General features: G+C 40.9%; 14 protein-coding genes. 4 read left to right on the plus strand and 10 right to left on the minus strand.

Features of this window, described 5'->3' with window-relative positions:
* Nucleotides 1-124: 124 nt before the first annotated feature.
* The 5 genes from hydA to Q0791_RS14680 form a co-directional block, all read right to left on the minus strand.
* Nucleotides 125-1,555, minus strand: coding sequence for a dihydropyrimidinase (gene hydA / locus Q0791_RS14660; RefSeq protein ID WP_299007825.1), 1,431 nt, complete (start codon nucleotides 1,553-1,555; stop codon nucleotides 125-127).
* A gap of 472 nt (nucleotides 1,556-2,027) precedes the next feature.
* The gene (locus Q0791_RS14665; RefSeq protein ID WP_299007827.1) at nucleotides 2,028-2,474 is read right to left on the minus strand and encodes a nucleoside deaminase; all 447 of its coding nucleotides are present in this window, start codon (nucleotides 2,472-2,474) and stop codon (nucleotides 2,028-2,030) included.
* Nucleotides 2,471-3,748, minus strand: coding sequence for a cytosine permease (codB, locus tag Q0791_RS14670; RefSeq protein WP_299007830.1), 1,278 nt, complete (start codon nucleotides 3,746-3,748; stop codon nucleotides 2,471-2,473). The genes Q0791_RS14665 and codB overlap by 4 nt, the downstream gene beginning before the upstream one ends.
* Before the next feature lie 73 nt (nucleotides 3,749-3,821).
* Nucleotides 3,822-5,291 (minus strand): NCS1 family nucleobase:cation symporter-1, encoded by a 1,470-nt coding sequence (locus Q0791_RS14675; RefSeq protein WP_299007833.1) that lies wholly within the window; start codon nucleotides 5,289-5,291, stop codon nucleotides 3,822-3,824.
* Between the two features lie 49 nt (nucleotides 5,292-5,340).
* Nucleotides 5,341-6,237, minus strand: coding sequence for a nitrilase-related carbon-nitrogen hydrolase (locus Q0791_RS14680; protein ID WP_299007836.1), 897 nt, complete (start codon nucleotides 6,235-6,237; stop codon nucleotides 5,341-5,343).
* Between the two features lie 293 nt (nucleotides 6,238-6,530).
* On the opposite strand from Q0791_RS14680, the gene Q0791_RS14685 reads away from it, so the two are divergent.
* Both Q0791_RS14685 and Q0791_RS14690 read left to right on the plus strand, forming a co-directional pair.
* Nucleotides 6,531-7,859: an aspartate aminotransferase family protein gene (locus Q0791_RS14685; RefSeq protein WP_299007838.1), complete on the plus strand. Its 1,329-nt coding sequence runs from the start codon at nucleotides 6,531-6,533 to the stop codon at nucleotides 7,857-7,859.
* Between the two features lie 15 nt (nucleotides 7,860-7,874).
* Nucleotides 7,875-9,365, plus strand: coding sequence for a CoA-acylating methylmalonate-semialdehyde dehydrogenase (locus tag Q0791_RS14690; RefSeq protein ID WP_299007840.1), 1,491 nt, complete (start codon nucleotides 7,875-7,877; stop codon nucleotides 9,363-9,365).
* 34 nt (nucleotides 9,366-9,399) lie between these two features.
* Here Q0791_RS14690 and Q0791_RS14695 read toward each other — a convergent pair whose 3' ends face one another.
* From Q0791_RS14695 to hemA, 5 genes are all read right to left on the minus strand, one after another.
* Nucleotides 9,400-10,107 (minus strand): transporter substrate-binding domain-containing protein, encoded by a 708-nt coding sequence (locus tag Q0791_RS14695; protein WP_299007842.1) that lies wholly within the window; start codon nucleotides 10,105-10,107, stop codon nucleotides 9,400-9,402.
* Between the two features lie 17 nt (nucleotides 10,108-10,124).
* Nucleotides 10,125-10,784, minus strand: a complete 660-nt coding sequence (locus Q0791_RS14700; RefSeq protein WP_299007845.1) for a class I SAM-dependent methyltransferase — start codon at nucleotides 10,782-10,784, stop codon at nucleotides 10,125-10,127.
* A gap of 164 nt (nucleotides 10,785-10,948) precedes the next feature.
* Nucleotides 10,949-11,791 (minus strand): peptide chain release factor N(5)-glutamine methyltransferase, encoded by an 843-nt coding sequence (gene prmC / locus Q0791_RS14705; protein ID WP_299007846.1) that lies wholly within the window; start codon nucleotides 11,789-11,791, stop codon nucleotides 10,949-10,951.
* 116 nt (nucleotides 11,792-11,907) lie between these two features.
* Nucleotides 11,908-12,993 carry a peptide chain release factor 1 gene (gene prfA / locus Q0791_RS14710; RefSeq protein ID WP_299007847.1) on the minus strand — a complete coding sequence of 362 codons (1,086 nt, stop codon included), beginning with the start codon at nucleotides 12,991-12,993 and terminating at the stop codon, nucleotides 11,908-11,910.
* 13 nt (nucleotides 12,994-13,006) lie between these two features.
* On the minus strand, nucleotides 13,007-14,257 hold the full coding sequence (gene hemA / locus Q0791_RS14715) for a glutamyl-tRNA reductase (RefSeq protein WP_299007849.1): 1,251 nt from the start codon (nucleotides 14,255-14,257) through the stop codon (nucleotides 13,007-13,009).
* A 301-nt stretch (nucleotides 14,258-14,558) separates the two neighbouring features.
* Here hemA and lolB point away from each other — a divergent pair, with 301 nt between their 5' ends.
* A complete protein-coding gene (lolB, locus tag Q0791_RS14720; RefSeq protein WP_299007852.1) occupies nucleotides 14,559-15,170 on the plus strand; it encodes a lipoprotein insertase outer membrane protein LolB in 612 nt (203 codons plus the stop codon).
* 1 nt (nucleotide 15,171) lies between these two features.
* Nucleotides 15,172-16,026 carry a 4-(cytidine 5'-diphospho)-2-C-methyl-D-erythritol kinase gene (gene ispE, locus Q0791_RS14725; RefSeq protein ID WP_299007855.1) on the plus strand — a complete coding sequence of 285 codons (855 nt, stop codon included), beginning with the start codon at nucleotides 15,172-15,174 and terminating at the stop codon, nucleotides 16,024-16,026.
* The last annotated feature ends 12 nt before the right edge of the window (nucleotides 16,027-16,038 follow it).

The following is a 16,038-nucleotide window of genomic DNA, read 5'->3' on the forward strand; positions in this document are numbered from 1 at the left end:
ATAACTTGGCTCACTTCACAATCAGTATTCATTGTTTATGAGCCAGAAAAGTGGGGATCCCTCAGTCACGGGTATATTCAAGGAGTATATCAATATACCTTACTCTATTTCTTGCTATTTTCGTTTAACAACCTCCTTGAGTATACTGCTTAAAGGTATCCATAGCATTAAACATAGGGTGAAATGCCGGCCTTTTAATATAACGACCAGCTCCCCTAACCGCCCGCAGATCGCCATCAACCCAAACAAGCTGACCTTGACTAATGGTATGAGAAGCAACACCTTTAACCTTGCGACCTTCAAAAATATTAAAATCGATATTTTGATGATGGGTCTTAGCCGAAATGGTACGTGTGCCAGTAGGATCCCAAATAACCATATCGGCATCAGAGCCCACACTTATCGTCCCCTTTCGAGGATAAATATTAAATATCTTGGCCGCATTAGTAGACGTCGCTGCCACAAATTCATTCATGGTGAGCCGCCCAGTATTCACTCCTGCATCCCAAAGCACTGTCATTCTATCTTCCACACCTGCAGTACCGTTAGGAATTTTACTAAAATCGTCTTTACCCATGGCTTTTTGATCGGCACAAAAACAGCAGTGATCTGTGGCCGTTGTTTGTAAATTACCCGATTGCAGACCTCGCCATAAGGCTTCTTGATGAGGTTTGCTTCTAAAAGGTGGACTCATCACATGAGCGGCTGCATAGGTAAAATCCGAATGTCTGTACACACTGTCATCGACCACTAAATGCCCCGCTAAACACTCACCAAATACCCTTTGACCTGTATTGCGAGCATGCACTATAACATCCAATGAATCTTTGCATGATACATGTACCACATAAAGTGGCACATTCATCACCTCTGCTATTTTTATCGCTCGTTGAGCAGCTTCACCTTCAACGGCAGGTGGGCGAGATAATGGGTGACCTTCAGGACCTGTGATCCCTTTCGCTAGCATCTCTTTTTGTAATTGAAAAACAAGCTCGCCATTTTCGGCATGCACAGTCGGCATAGCACCTAACTCAACACAACGACGAAAACTATTCACTAATATTTCATCATCCGCCATAATGGCATTTTTATAAGCCATAAAATGCTTAAAGCTATTTACACCTTGTTCATTAACCAATATACCCATATCTTCATGAACAGATTGATCCCACCAAGTCACCGCCACATGAAAAGAATAATCACTCGCCGCCTTTTCGGCCCAGCCTCTCCATTGATGATAGGCCTCCATTAATGGCTGCTTTGGAGCTGGAATAACAAAATCAATGATGCTGGTTGTTCCACCCGCTAATCCCGCAGCCGTTCCCGTATAAAAATCATCACTGGCCACCGTTCCCATAAAAGGCAATTGCATATGCGTGTGAGGATCGATGCCACCTGGCATCACATATTGCCCACTGGCATCAATCGTTTCTGCATGAGTCGGCACAGATAAATTATCACCTACCGCTCGAATTATTCCCCCTTCACAATAAACATCGGCCACAGTACTCGTATCGGCATTAACCACTGTGCCGCCTCTGATTAAAATCGACATCTTGCTCTCCTATTTTTATTTTTACTTTTATAAAAATGGAAATACAAACAACTCCATATATCTCTTGACAATCATTCAAACAATCAAACAATCCTGACCAAATTTAATTTAGCCAATCATAAAATGATTAAATGCCTATATTCTGATTCCATCACATCGGCTTTTATTCAATGATCTTTTTTCAATAACTTTTCCAATAACTTTTCCAATAACTTTTTCAATAACCGTGCCATTAAATACCGATACCCTCATTCCATAGCGTCGGCTTTTTGTTCAATAATTCTTGTTCAACATTTTTTGTTCATGTAATAACACTATTAAATGCCTATATCCTCATTCCATAGCATCGGCTTTTTGTTCAATGACCTTTTTTCAATAACCGTGCCATTAAATACCAATATCTTCATTCCATAGCGTCGGCTTTTTGTTCAATGATTCTTGTTCAACATTTTTTATTCATGTAATAACACTATTAAATGCCTATATCCTCATTCCATAGCGTCGGATTTTGTTCAATAAACTGCGTCATTAAATCAATACATTCACTATCGTTAAGGATTTCTAATTGGATCCCTTGTGATATTAAATAGGCTTCAGGGCCTTGAAAAGTGATATTCTCACCTATGACAATTCTCGGAATAGAATATAGCAAAGAGGTGCCGCTACACATTGCACAAGGTGATAAGGTTGAATATAAAGTTGACTTTTGATATTGAGCTGCCGTTAATCGCCCAGCATTTTCCAAACAGTCCATTTCAGCATGCAAAATAGCACTGTTTTTTTGCACTCTTTGATTGTGTCCTGTCCCTACAATGTTGTCATTAATCACTAAAACAGAACCGATAGGGATCCCTCCCTCAGCTAAGCTCTTTCTAGCTTGTAATAAAGCTTCTTGCATAAAGTGATGATCTCGATTCATAATTTCCTCTCAACACCGCCATTAAAAAAATGAAATAAACGTCCCAACAAGCTATAGACAATAACGGCAGTCACTATGCCATTAATGGGTGCAATACCAGGACTGACATAGGCAACAACACAAGCAATCAGATAAGCACTCAATCCGGCAACATTAATATTAGGAAACGTCATCTCGCTCACTTGAGGATAACACCGCCTTCTGACAAAAAAATAATCCCCGATCACCACACCGCCAATTGGTGGGATCAATACGCCTAATAGGAGTAAAAAATCCACAAGGTGCTGATCGATTCGAAAAAGAGCCAAAATAATACCAATAACCGCTCCCACGAATGTCACTAAACGTCTATTATTAGTACGCAATAAATGACATACCGCTAAAGAAAAGTTATAAATGGTATTATCTTGCGTTGTCCAAAGACTCAATAGTAACATTAAGCAGCCAAACCAAAATAAATCTTGTAATAATAGAACTTTAACAATATCAGGTTCAGCATAAACAAATGCCCCTACTCCACCAACGAGTGCCATAAAACCATTACAAATCAAGAATGCCAGTAAACTGGCATAAATGGCGCCTTTGGATGAGGGAGAAAATCGAGTCCAATTAGTCGACTGGGTTGCCCCACTTGAAAATGTGCCAAAAATTAACGTAATGGCCAAAGTATAAGATAACGAAGGCAACAGTGCTTTTGAAGGTGAAAACGACACCATCGCACTCGCTTCATAACTGTGATATAAACTGACAATAATCAAAAAAAACATGAGTGGCACAGCCAATAACGATAAGCTTTCCAACCCTCGATAACCAATTAAAGCGGTCACACAAAAAGCCATACCAACAAAGATAATAATACTATTTAAGTAAAGCGTATAATGGGCTGAATCCATGGATATTCCCATGATTTGAAGACTATAGACTGCAAGTGTTGCAGTGCCCCAAGCGTACCAACCGATTTGTGTCAAACCTAACACTAAATCCACAAGTCCCACACCTAAGCGACCAAAACTAAAACGCGAAAGTAAGTGAGTATTAAGTCCGGTATGAAAAGCAATGTGGCCTAAGATAGCCGCATAAGCTCCGAGTAATAGATTCCCGATAAAAATGATCATAATAAGATCGGGCCAAAAGGGGAAAGCAAAACCGACTTCTCCACCGGCAAACATAGTTGCAGTAAATAAGGTAAACCCCATCAATACCCAACTGAGTGAAAAGAGTGTTTTTCGACTCGATAAAGGCACTTCAGATAAAGGATAATCCTGACTTTTCATCTATAGGCCACCTCAATCAAATGGATAGATAAGACGCTCGTGTTATATTTTTCATATTCTTTCGGTAACACATTCATAACTTAGCGCTTGTTATTTGGCATAATAAATAATAAGTGATCCCCCCTAAAATCGAACCCGTGAACCATCCATAATGATAAAACCATGAAAATGCTTGATTATTGACAGCAATTAGCGTTAAACACACGGGAAAAATAAAGGCGAACATTCCTTGAAAGCGGACTCCTTTATACAGACCTTGTGCTTTATAAAGCTCAGGTAAGTTTAAATAACGCTTACGAATAATAAAGTAATCAACAATCATAATGCCAGCAATAGGCCCTAACAAACTCGAATACCCTAAAAGCCAATTAGAGTACATATCTTCTAATTTAAAGTCAGTATTCACCCAACCCATACGCTGTACTAAATCATAGGACATCAAAAGAAAGCCGATTAACCCCGTTAATAGGACTCCTTTAGTGTGATTAATCTTTTTAGGGGCTATATTTTGAAAGTCATTGGTCGGTGACACCACATTTGCCGCCGTATTAGTCGATAATGTCGCGATAATAATAAACAGCATAGCAATTACAACCCAAATTGGATTATCAATCTTACCAATAAGATTAACAGGATCTGAAATGGTTTCTCCCACTAGTCCTTGTGATGCCGCAGTGAGCACAACCCCTAAAGAAGCAAAGAAAAACATGGTTACAGGTAAACCAATTATTTGCCCTAAAATTTGATCTTTTTGCGATCTGGCATAACGACTAAAATCAGGAATATTTAATGATAGCGTCGCCCAAAAACCTACCATGGCCGTCAATCCACCAAAGAAATAAGGCCAAAAAGAGGCATTTTCTGGGCGCTTTGCAGGCTCAGCCAATAGCTCTGTCACTGAAACTTGTGGATATGCCCACATCATCAAACCGAGTCCGACGGCTAATAAAATCGGGGCAGACAAAGACTCTAAAACTTTAATCGACTCAGAGCCTTTAATAACAATATAAATATTTAAAAAAAGAAACAGAAAAAAGCCAACCACTTCACCTTTTCCTTCCAGCGACTCCCATCCAGGCAACAAATGAGACAACAAAATATGAATAGCGATACCACCAAATAAGGTTTGTATTCCAAACCAGCCACAAGCCACTATCCCTCGAATTAAGCAAGGAAGGTTTGAACCAAGAATACCAAAGGATGAACGAAGTAAAACCGGAAAAGGGATACCATATTTTGTCCCCGCACAGGCATTGAGTGTCAACGGAATAAGGATAACAATGTTGGCCAATAAAATCGTCAATAAGGCTTCTTTGACATTAAGACCAAAAAAACTGGTTAATACGCCGCCCAGCGTATAAGTAGGGACACATATCGCCATTCCCACCCATAATGCAGCAACATGCCATTTGGTCCATGTTCTTTCTCTGGTTTTTGTTGGCGCGATATCATGATTAAAATAAGCGCTATTTAGCACATCATCTTCAATCTCTAATTCATATAACAGCCCTGTTTTTATCGGTTGCGATACCTTATTCACCATAAATAATCCCTATTCCTTTTAACCTGATCTGCTTATATCGATATCATCATTAGCGTACTTTAGGATCCCAAGCATAACCCTCTGTCAACACACCATAACTTTCAGGGCGTCTATCCCGTAAAAACTGCCAACCGTTTCTGACTTGTTTGACCATATTCAAATCAATTTCATGCACTAAAAGTTCATCCTTATCTCGGCTTGCTTGCGCTTCAATTTGACCATTAGGATTAACAATGTAACTCGAACCATAGAACTCTCCCATTTTATCGTCCCATGGCGCTTCTTTACCGACTCGATTAATCGCGCCAATAAAAACACCATTCGCCGCAGCAGAGGCAGGTTGTTCCAGTTCCCACAGGTATTCACTCAAACCTGCCACTGTCGCCGAAGGATTAACAATATACTCAGCCCCATTAAGTGCTAATGCTCGCCAGCCTTCAGGAAAATGTCGATCATAACAAATATACACACCCAACTTACAATAAGCCGTGTCAAAAACAGGGTAACCAAGATTACCGGGTTTAAAATAATGCTTTTCCCAGAAACCTGGTGCGACATCTGGAATGTGATTCTTACGATATTTGCCTAAGTAACGACCATCGGCATCGATCACTGCAGCGGTATTGTAATAAACCCCTGTAATATCTTCTTCATAAATGGGCACCACTAATACCATGGCATGCTTCTTAGCTAAGTCTTGCATTAATTTAACGGTGGGTCCTTCGGGAATTTTCTCAGCCGCTTGGTACCATTTATTATCTTGGCTCGGACAAAAATAAGATTGTGTAAACACTTCTTGAAAACACAACACTTGAACGCCTTGTTTCGCAGCCGACTCCACCAAAGGAAGATGTGCATCAAGCATGGCTTTCCTGATCACTTCAGCACTCTGAGAGGTATCCGCTTTTAAACTCATTTGAATTAAGCCACATTTCACTTTAGTCATTTTTTATTCCTATTTAAATAGGACGGCACAACAGCCAGCCCCTAAATAAAAAGAAGCCAGTAGCAGCCCAAAAAAAACACAAAAAATTAACACGAACATACATTAGCCTAAAAAATCATCCATGTATATTTTGTTACCATTTTATGTGCATTATTTGAACAACTTGATATATTCTACAATTGAATGCGAAAAGTGAAACAAATGACGCTAAACCACTTTAAAACCCCCATGGAAAATAGCAATTTTGAGCAATTTAATTCAAAGAATATAATAGCATATTGAGGATAGGGTATATGACAATACAGGATCCACAATCCAGTTCATTAGCACATTACTGGATGCCTTTTACCGCTAATAGACAATTTAAAGCAAAGCCTAGACTACTCACAAAAGCCAAAGGCCTTTATTATGAAGACAACTCAGGGCGACCAGTTTTAGATGGTACCGCTGGCCTTTGGTGTTGTAATGCGGGCCATTCACGTGATGAAATAAACAAGGCGGTCAGTCATCAAATAAAGGAAATGGACTTTGCCCCTTCTTTTCAAATGGGCCACCCCATTATTTTCCAATTAGCCGAACGCCTAGCCCATATCAGCCCCAAGGGACTCAATAAAGTTTTTTTTACTAATTCGGGCTCCGAATCCGTTGATAGTGCATTAAAAATTGCGCTGAATTTTCACAGAGCAAACGGTGAAGCCAGTAGAAACCGATTCATTGGGCGAGAACTGGGCTATCACGGTGTCGGTTTTGGTGGTATTTCAGTCGGTGGTATTCCCAATAATCGTAAAAATTTTAGTGCTCAACTTTTACAAGGTGTGGATCATTTACCTCACACTTTAGATATTGAAAAAAATGCATTTTGTAAAGGCTTACCTGAATATGGCATTGAAAAAGCCGATGCCTTAGAAAAAATTATTTTCTTGCAAGGTGCTGAAAATATCGCGGCTGTTATTGTTGAGCCTTTAGCCGGATCGGCAGGTGTTATTCTTCCTCCAAAAGGATACCTAAAACGTATTCGAGAGATCACGCAACAACACGGTATTTTACTCATTTTTGACGAAGTCATCACCGCTTTTGGACGTGTCGGAGACACCTTTGCAAGTGAGCGCTGGGGAGTCACTCCTGATATGATCACAACAGCTAAAGGTCTGACTAACGGTACTGTTCCAATGGGCGCTGTGCTCATTGACGATCGTATATATGAGACTTGTATGAATGCGCCTGAAGACACCATTGAGCTTTTTCATGGTTATACCTATTCAGGTCACCCCGTTGCCGCCGCTGCCGCACTCGCCACATTAAACATTTACCAAAATGATCAACTGTTCCAGCGCAGCCGCCAATTAGAGAGTTATTTTGAGGAAGCGATCCACGGCTTAAAAACATTAAAAAATGTGATCGATATTCGTAACTTTGGCTTAGTCGGTGCGATTCAGTTTGCTCCTAGCCAAGCTGGGATTGGTAAACGTGCCTTTGCTATTTTTGAAGATTGTTTCTACCGAGGTGCACTTGTGAGAGTGACAGGAGATACCATCGCATTATCACCTCCATTGATTATCGAAAAAGATGAAATAACAAAACTCATCAACATATTATCTGATGCCATCATTAATGCTGATTAACACAGGAAATAACGAATGAAGATAATTTCTCATTATGTCAACGGCCAGCACACTCAAGCCAGTGAACGTACTCAAACTGTATTTAATCCTGCCACCGGTCAAGTACAAGCAAACGTGTCGATGGCCAGTCAAGCAGAAGTTGAAAATGCCATTGCCCATGCAAAAGCGACGCACCAAACATGGTCTCAAGTTACCCCTTTAAATCGCTCTCGTATTTTATTTAAATTTAAAACGCTTATTGAAAACAATATTGATGAACTAGCCTTGCTCATTACACAAGAACACGGCAAAGTGCATGATGATGCCAAAGGTGAGGTCATTCGCGGACTCGAAGTGATTGAGTTTGCTTGTGGGATCCCTCATCTATTAAAAGGTGAACATACTGAACAAGTTGGAAGCGGTATCGATGCTTGGACACTCAATCAACCTTTGGGCGTCGTTGCCGGGATCACACCTTTTAATTTCCCCTTTATGGTACCCATGTGGATGTTTCCTATCGCCATTGCATGCGGCAATACTTTTGTTTTAAAACCTTCAGAGAAAGATCCCGGTGTCGTCACGCGCATTGCCGAGTTATTTACTGAAGCCGGCGCACCTGATGGTGTACTCAATGTCATCAATGGTGATAAAGAAGCTGTCGATATCCTGCTAACTCATGATGACATCAAAGCGGTGAGTTTTGTCGGTTCAACCCCAATTGCGGAATATATATACACCAAAGCATCGGCTCACGGTAAGCGCGTTCAAGCCTTAGGCGGCGCCAAAAACCATATGCTATTGATGCCAGATGCGGATCTTGATAAAGCCGTTAATGCCGTGACAGGCGCAGCTTTTGGCTCAGCAGGTGAGCGATGTATGGCCATTTCTGTGATTATTGCTGTGGGTGATATTGCCGAACCCTTAATCGAAAAACTCACTCCAAAAGTGACATCCCTCAAAATAGGTGATGGCATGACACCCGATATGGACATGGGTCCGCTGATCACCGCCGACCATAAAGCCAAAGTTGAGCATTATCTTGAAATCGGCCTACAAGAAGGTGCAACACTTGTCGCTGATGGACGTGAACTATCCGTTAAAGATAGAGAAGATGGATTCTTTTTAGGTGGCAGCCTTTTTGATCATGTCACTCCTGATATGCGCATTTACCAAGAAGAAATCTTTGGCCCTGTTCTTTGCGTTGTCAGAGTCAAAGATTATGATGAAGCACTCACTTTGATCAATGAACATGAATTTGGTAACGGCACTGCCATATTTACACAAAATGGTGAAATCGCTCGACACTTCTGTCATCATGTTCAAGTTGGCATGGTCGGCGTCAATGTTCCTATTCCAGTTCCCATGGCTTTTCATAGTTTTGGCGGTTGGAAACGTTCCTTGTTTGGCCCATTACACATGCACGGTCCTGATGGTGTCCGTTTTTATACCAAACGCAAAGCCATTACCGCCCGCTGGCCAACCATCATGCATAATCAAGCTGAATTTGTGATGCCCACAATGAAATAGCTCGTCACGCCACAAACAAATCCAATCCCGTTGTTTATTTGTCTGTGGCCTTTTGCTTTTTAAACCATGTATTAAATGCTTGCTGCAAAGCCACTTCATTCTTTCGAAATAAAAACACTTTATCAGATTGTGTGTATAATTTTTTTGATTTTAAACCGCACAAGAGTGGATTGATACTGTGTATATAATCCACTTCAATGGAATCAGTAAACATCACATCAGCTTTATTTTCAGTCAGCCATGTAAAGGGCTGGTGATTATTAGGAACAATAATTAATGTGGCTTTTTTCACTCTCGATAATGCAAATGCTTCATTCGTCCCACCACGGTTTTCTACGACTCTGACTCCTTCTACATCAATATCATCAAAGGTCTTAAAACGTGACTGATCACGACACCGCATCAATGCCGTTTTACCAAAAACGTGTATAGGCAATGACAATAAAAACTGCTGCTCTCTCTGTGCTGTGGCAGAAATTCCCCCTACAGCCATTTGAAAACGATTACTCGCAAGATCTTTTGACAGCTCAGACCAATGAGTTTGAACAAATTCAATATTATAATGCTTCTCTTTTGCGAAACGCTGAATCAAACTAATCGCATCCCCACTAAAGGTCTGACTCTGCTTATCGAGCCAAGTCAATGGACGATAATCTCCCGTCGTCCCTACCAATAATGTCTGTGCTGCTTGTGAATAAAAAGCACAGCTTAGAATAAAGCACAGTAGGATACGCAATCGCATTGATATCTCCTAATCACTTATTTTTTGATGCCTGAAAATATTGCTACGCAACCTCGCATTTCAATTTTCACTTGCTGAAAGTGTTCATTTAACACGGCTTCCAAGCTGGTTAAATCATCGGAAAAGTTGTCAAAAATACCTTTATTATTATAATGCTTCATCAGTTTTTTCGCGAAATATCCAATATTAATCCCTTTACCTAAAATAGTACTGCCAAATACCACACCATTTGAATTTAAATACGCATTGAGATGTTGAAACACCACAGCCTTAGAGCGTAAATCGCCAGGCAAGCAATGCAATAAATAATTCATACTGATTGAATCAAAAGGCTCACAATTTAACGCCCAAGGTGAGAGAACATCTCCTTCATAAACTTCTGGATGATATTCTTTTATTTTACCCGCAACGGTAGCCAAACAGATCGGATTTAAGTCAAATAAAGCGATTCGACCTTGATGATGAGTTAAACTTTTTTGTAAATACCACCCGGTCCCAACGCCCACATCGAGATGATTTGAACTCATTTTCTTATGATATTCGGCACGTAAAAAAGCTGTCGGACAACGCCATAAACAATAATTAGAAAAGAGCAACACTCGCAAATTATACTCTAGCATCATTTTTCGCGTGTAAACTGCTTGTCCTTTGTAAGCAGGATCATCTTGTGACACCATTACATTTCCTCATCTCAAGTACAAAGCTCATTGAGTCGTAGATTAATAATCAGTTAAGGGCAATACCAATCTAAGTAAATATAGAACATTTACTTTTAATACAGAGGAGGAAATCAAAACAAGCGCTAAGCCAACGAAAAAGAGTTGGCTCTAAAATTGATGGATTATCGAGACCAGCGTCCCAATGTACAACGATCGTTACTGCCAAAATCTCTAACCGTAGAGACATTCTCATAGCCAAGTTCAATGAGTTTATTTCTGACAGAAATAGCCTGTTGATAGCCGTGTTCTAATAACAAATAACCACCCGGAGCTAAATAATCTCGTGCTGCGGCTGCAATGTGATAGAGATCTGCAAAACCAGACTCAGAAGCAGTAAGTGCACTTTGAGGCTCAAACCTCACATCCCCTTCGTGAAGATGATGATCTTGCTCGTCAATATAAGGAGGATTTGAAACGATTAAATTAAAATCATAACAGCTGATGGCGTCAAACCAATCACTTTGTAAAATTTCAACATGCTCTAATTTAAGCAACTGACGGTTTAATTTGGCCAACTCAACGGCATCTGTCACCTTATCCACACCTATCATTCGCCATGAGGGTCTCTCATGGGCTAACGCTAGCGCAATCGCCCCTGTACCTGTGCCTAAGTCCAGTACACGCGCCGAGTCAGACAAAGGTAGATTTAACGCCGTTTCAACGAGTATTTCGGTATCAGGTCTGGGAATTAAGGTTGTAGGATTGACTCTAAAAGGTAATGACCAAAACTCTCGCTCCCCCACGATATGTGCTATAGGGTTGCCTTCTAATCGTTTAGCCACCATACGTTTAAACTCAGATCCTTGTTCTGATGAGATACTATTATCAGGCCAAGTGTAAAGGTAAGCCCTTGATTTATTAATCACATGTAATAACATAATTTCAGCATCTAACTGAGGTGTATCAGAAATATCCATCAGTTGTGATGAAGCCCATTCAAGCGCTTTAACAATAATAAGTTGCACTGCACATCCTTTTCATTATGAACACAAGATTAATCGGTTTGAAATAATCAATATCACGAGTCTCAATAGATAAAACAAAAGCCCGTTAAGGGCTTTTGTTTATGGCTATCAAATGACTATTCGTCTGACAAAGCGGCCAATAAGTCTGCTTGGTTTTCTTGTATCAAGGGCTCAATGATACAATCTAAATCGCCTTCAATAATTTCACCTAAACGGTATAACGTCAGGTTAATACGATGCTCACTCAGCCGTCCTTGTGGAAAATTATAAGTACGAATACGCTCAGAGCGATCGCCGCTGGCCACAAGGCTTCGGCGAGTAGAATCTTCTTCACTACGACGCTTTTCATCCTCAACGGCTTGAATACGAGCCGATAATACACTCATGGCTTGAGCACGGTTTTTATGCTGAGAACGCTGATCTTGGCATTCAACAACAATACCTGTGGGAATATGCGTAATTCGAATAGCTGAATCGGTTTTATTCACGTGCTGTCCACCAGCACCTGAAGCCCTAAAAGTATCCACTTTTAGATCCGCTTTATTAATTTCAATCGCTTCCGCTTCAGGAATTTCAGGCAGAACAATAACAGTACAAGCAGAAGTATGTACACGACCTTGAGACTCGGTTTCTGGCACACGCTGAACACGATGACCACCAGACTCAAACTTCAAATTGCCGTAAACCCCTTCCCCTGACACTTTCATAATGATTTCTTTAAAACCACCATGTTCGCCTTCACTGGCATTCATGACTTCTATTTGCCAGCGTTTACCTTCACAATAGCGACTGTACATGCGGAACAAATCACCCGCAAAAATGGCCGCCTCATCGCCTCCAGCTCCCGCTCGAATTTCAACAAACGCATTGTTATCATCATTAGGATCTTTAGGAAGCAATAAGATTTGTAACGCATCTTCAAGGGATTCAATCACGGCTTTGGCTTGCTTAATTTCTTCCAGAGCCATTTCTTTCAATTCAGCATCATCTTCAGCCAGCATTTCTTTTGCTGACATAAGATCATCTTCTGCTTGCTTAAATGCCTTAAAAGCTTTAACCACTTCTTCTAATTGCGAATATTCTTTAGATAAGGCTCTAAATTGCTCTTGATCTGCAATCACACTGGCATCACTCAGTAAAGCCAGTACCTCTTCATTTCGCTCAAGCAAGCCTTCAAGCTTGCGAATAACACTCTCTTTCATTAAAACGCTAACCTTAGTCTTTATCTAATCCAAGCACATTTCTTAATTGCTCAAGAGAATGTAAATCCCCTTCACGACTCGCCGCAGTTAACGCTTGTGTCGGCGCATGAATTAAACGATTGGTTAATTTATTAGCCAATTCTAAAATAAGGGCTTCACTGTCTCCCCCTTGGGCTAATTTATTCATCGCTCGTTCAACTAACTCATCCTTCACCGCGAGACTTTTATTGCGATATTCACGGATACTGTCAACCGAACTCAGGGAACGTACCCATGCCATATACTGGTGAGATTGATCTTCAGCAATTAATTCAGCTTGCTCGGCAGCCTCTCGTCGAGAGGCCATATTTTGTTCAATTATGCTTTGCAGATCATCTACTGTATAGAGGAAAGCATCATCTAGCTCGGCTACCTCTGCTTCAATATCGCGGGGAACCGCTATATCAACCAATAACATAGGCTGATGACGACGCTGCTTTAGCGCTTTTTCTACCATGCCTTTTCCAAGGATAGGTAATGGACTCGCAGTAGAGGATATCACGATATCCGCCTGAGCGAGAAAATCAGGGATCTGTTCTAATGTAATAGGTTTGCCATCAAATTGTTCACACATTGCCTGTGCACGATGGATCGTTCTATTCGCCACAGTGATGGATTTCACACCATGTTCAAAAAGGTGTTTGGCCACCAACTCAATCGTTTCTCCCGCCCCAACTAATAAGACTTGAGTTTGACTTAAAGCTGAAAAAATATGCTTCGCCATACTGACCGCAGCAAACGCCACAGAAACGGCAGATGTACCAATATCCGTCTCGGTACGGATCTTTTTCGCCACAGAAAACGTATTTTGAAATAATTTATCCATGGCAAAAGCAACGGTACCCGCTTCTTTGGCTTGGGCAAATGATTGCTTCACCTGCCCTAATATTTGCGGCTCGCCCAAGACTAGCGAATCTAATCCCGCCGCAACACGTATTAAATGCTTCACCGCTTCTTGATCGGTTAATGTATACAAGCAAGGCGCAATATTTTCATGAGAAAGTCCATGATATTGCTCCAACCAATCAACTAATAAACTGGTGTTTCTTGCATTTGAATACAATTCAGTACGATTACAAGTCGAGATAATAACGGCTTCACCAGAGCAAGTGTGTGCCGCCAGGCTCTTCATGGCATCATGAATTTTATCTGGCGCAAACGCCACTTTTTCGCGGATATCCACGCTGGCCGTCTTATGATTAATACCGATTGCTACAAGGCTCATCTGACTCGTTTAGATTATTACCATCTCATTTATTGGCCGTTATTCTACTGAATTGGGCTACTTAAAAACAGAATATGCTTAACAAAACCGAAGAATAATGTTCATTTTCGGAAGATTTAACAAAAAAAACACGCTAACTGCTGCTTTTTTATCCACAAAAAGTGACCATGACTTCATTATAATAAAAAGATCATCATAAGCATTGGCTATTTTCACTCTCCCTCGTATTATAATCTGTCTAATCCAAAAATATCGAATAACTAATTTGACTGACTTAAGCAAAAAACTCTTTTCATGGCTAATGCTAAGCTTAGTTTTTCTATCTGGCTGTAGCAGCATACCCAATAGCCTCAGCCCAGTTTTGGTTGAAAAGGTCGCCGATGCCAATGCTTGGGAAATGACAGGAAAAATTGCCATTACTGTTCCCAATGATAAATTAAGCAGTAATCTATATTGGTTACATTCAACAAGCAGCGATGAACTCACCCTGACCACTATGCTGGGTATTCAAGTACTGTCATTGACACAAAAAGAAGGTAAAGCCCGCTTAATTGTCAATGGCGAAACCTATGAAGACAGCAATGCCCAAGCTTTACTCTTACGTGTAACCGGTTGGACCCTGCCCATTGATTCACTACCTCTTTGGATAACTGGGCAATTAAGCCCAACTGATATCATTAAAACAAAAGATAACCAAAACCGCCCCCTTCATGTGATGACAAAAACCAACCCAACTTGGACCATTAACTATTTACGTTGGCAGCAACAACAAGGTACTGAGTTGCCTAGGTTGCTCACACTTAATAACTCAGATGTAAAAATAAAAATTCAAATTAATCAATGGCAAGCTTTAGCACCATCAGATAATATCAACCAGTTGCATCACATTAATCAAGCCAAGAGCACTCCTTAATATGCATTCCCCTCTGTCATCCGCGTGGCCTGCTCCCGCCAAATTAAACTTATTTCTACATATCAATCATCGACGTGATGATGGTTATCATGAACTACAGACTTTATTCCAATTTATTGATTACTCTGATTATCTCGATTTTAGGATCACGCAAACACCCGAGCTTGTCCTTCATTCAAGCCTAAATGCAGTTGTCCCACAGCACGATAACTTAATTCTCAAAGCCGCAAAATCATTACAGGCATATACTCAATGCTCTCAAGGGGCGGAAATATACTTGGATAAACGTTTGCCTATGGGTGGCGGTATCGGTGGAGGCTCCTCAAATGCTGCTACGACACTCGTCGCCCTCAATCACCTCTGGAATACACACTTAAGTCAAAAAGAACTTTGTGATATAGGTCTCAAGCTCGGTGCTGATATACCTATATTTATCAATGGCTCGTCATCATTAGCAGAAGGAGTAGGCGAACGATTGACTCCCGCTCAGCCTGTGGAAAAATGGTATTTGATCATCACGCCAAATGTGCATGTCTCCACCGCTGAAGTGTTCCAAGATTCAAAGCTGACCCGCGACACACCTAAACTCCCAATAGAGGCATTAATGAGCGCTCCTTGGCATAATGATTGTCAAAAACTGGTGACCGAACGCTACCCTCAAGTTGCCAACGCCTTAGCGTGGCTGCTAGAATATGCGCCGTCTAGAATGACCGGAACGGGTGCTTGTGTTTTCGGGGAATTCGAGCAACATCAGCAAGCCCTATCCGCACTGGCTAAGCTGCCACCTAAGATGAGTGGATTTGTTGCACAAGGAAAAAATATATCGCCATTAACGCTGAGATTAGCTCAACGTTAAAATACGCATCTG

It is taken from the genome of uncultured Shewanella sp. (genome assembly GCF_947495455.1).
Taxonomy (GTDB): domain Bacteria; phylum Pseudomonadota; class Gammaproteobacteria; order Enterobacterales; family Shewanellaceae; genus Shewanella.

Excerpts from the sequence above, each read along its gene's own strand:
- ispE (WP_299007855.1), top strand. The coding sequence starts at position 15,172 with ATGCATTCCCCTCTGTCATCCGCGTGGCCTGCTCCCGCCAAATTAAAC.
- Q0791_RS14675 (WP_299007833.1), bottom strand. The coding sequence starts at position 5,291 with ATGGTGAATAAGGTATCGCAACCGATAAAAACAGGGCTGTTATATGAA.
- hydA (WP_299007825.1), bottom strand. The coding sequence starts at position 1,555 with ATGTCGATTTTAATCAGAGGCGGCACAGTGGTTAATGCCGATACGAGT.
- Q0791_RS14695 (WP_299007842.1), bottom strand. The coding sequence starts at position 10,107 with ATGCGATTGCGTATCCTACTGTGCTTTATTCTAAGCTGTGCTTTTTAT.
- Q0791_RS14700 (WP_299007845.1), bottom strand. The coding sequence starts at position 10,784 with ATGGTGTCACAAGATGATCCTGCTTACAAAGGACAAGCAGTTTACACG.
- Q0791_RS14690 (WP_299007840.1), top strand. The coding sequence starts at position 7,875 with ATGAAGATAATTTCTCATTATGTCAACGGCCAGCACACTCAAGCCAGT.
- Q0791_RS14680 (WP_299007836.1), bottom strand. The coding sequence starts at position 6,237 with ATGACTAAAGTGAAATGTGGCTTAATTCAAATGAGTTTAAAAGCGGAT.
- codB (WP_299007830.1), bottom strand. The coding sequence starts at position 3,748 with ATGAAAAGTCAGGATTATCCTTTATCTGAAGTGCCTTTATCGAGTCGA.
- hemA (WP_299007849.1), bottom strand. The coding sequence starts at position 14,257 with ATGAGCCTTGTAGCAATCGGTATTAATCATAAGACGGCCAGCGTGGAT.
- Q0791_RS14685 (WP_299007838.1), top strand. The coding sequence starts at position 6,531 with ATGACAATACAGGATCCACAATCCAGTTCATTAGCACATTACTGGATG.
- Q0791_RS14665 (WP_299007827.1), bottom strand. The coding sequence starts at position 2,474 with ATGAATCGAGATCATCACTTTATGCAAGAAGCTTTATTACAAGCTAGA.
- prfA (WP_299007847.1), bottom strand. The coding sequence starts at position 12,993 with ATGAAAGAGAGTGTTATTCGCAAGCTTGAAGGCTTGCTTGAGCGAAAT.
- lolB (WP_299007852.1), top strand. The coding sequence starts at position 14,559 with ATGCTAAGCTTAGTTTTTCTATCTGGCTGTAGCAGCATACCCAATAGC.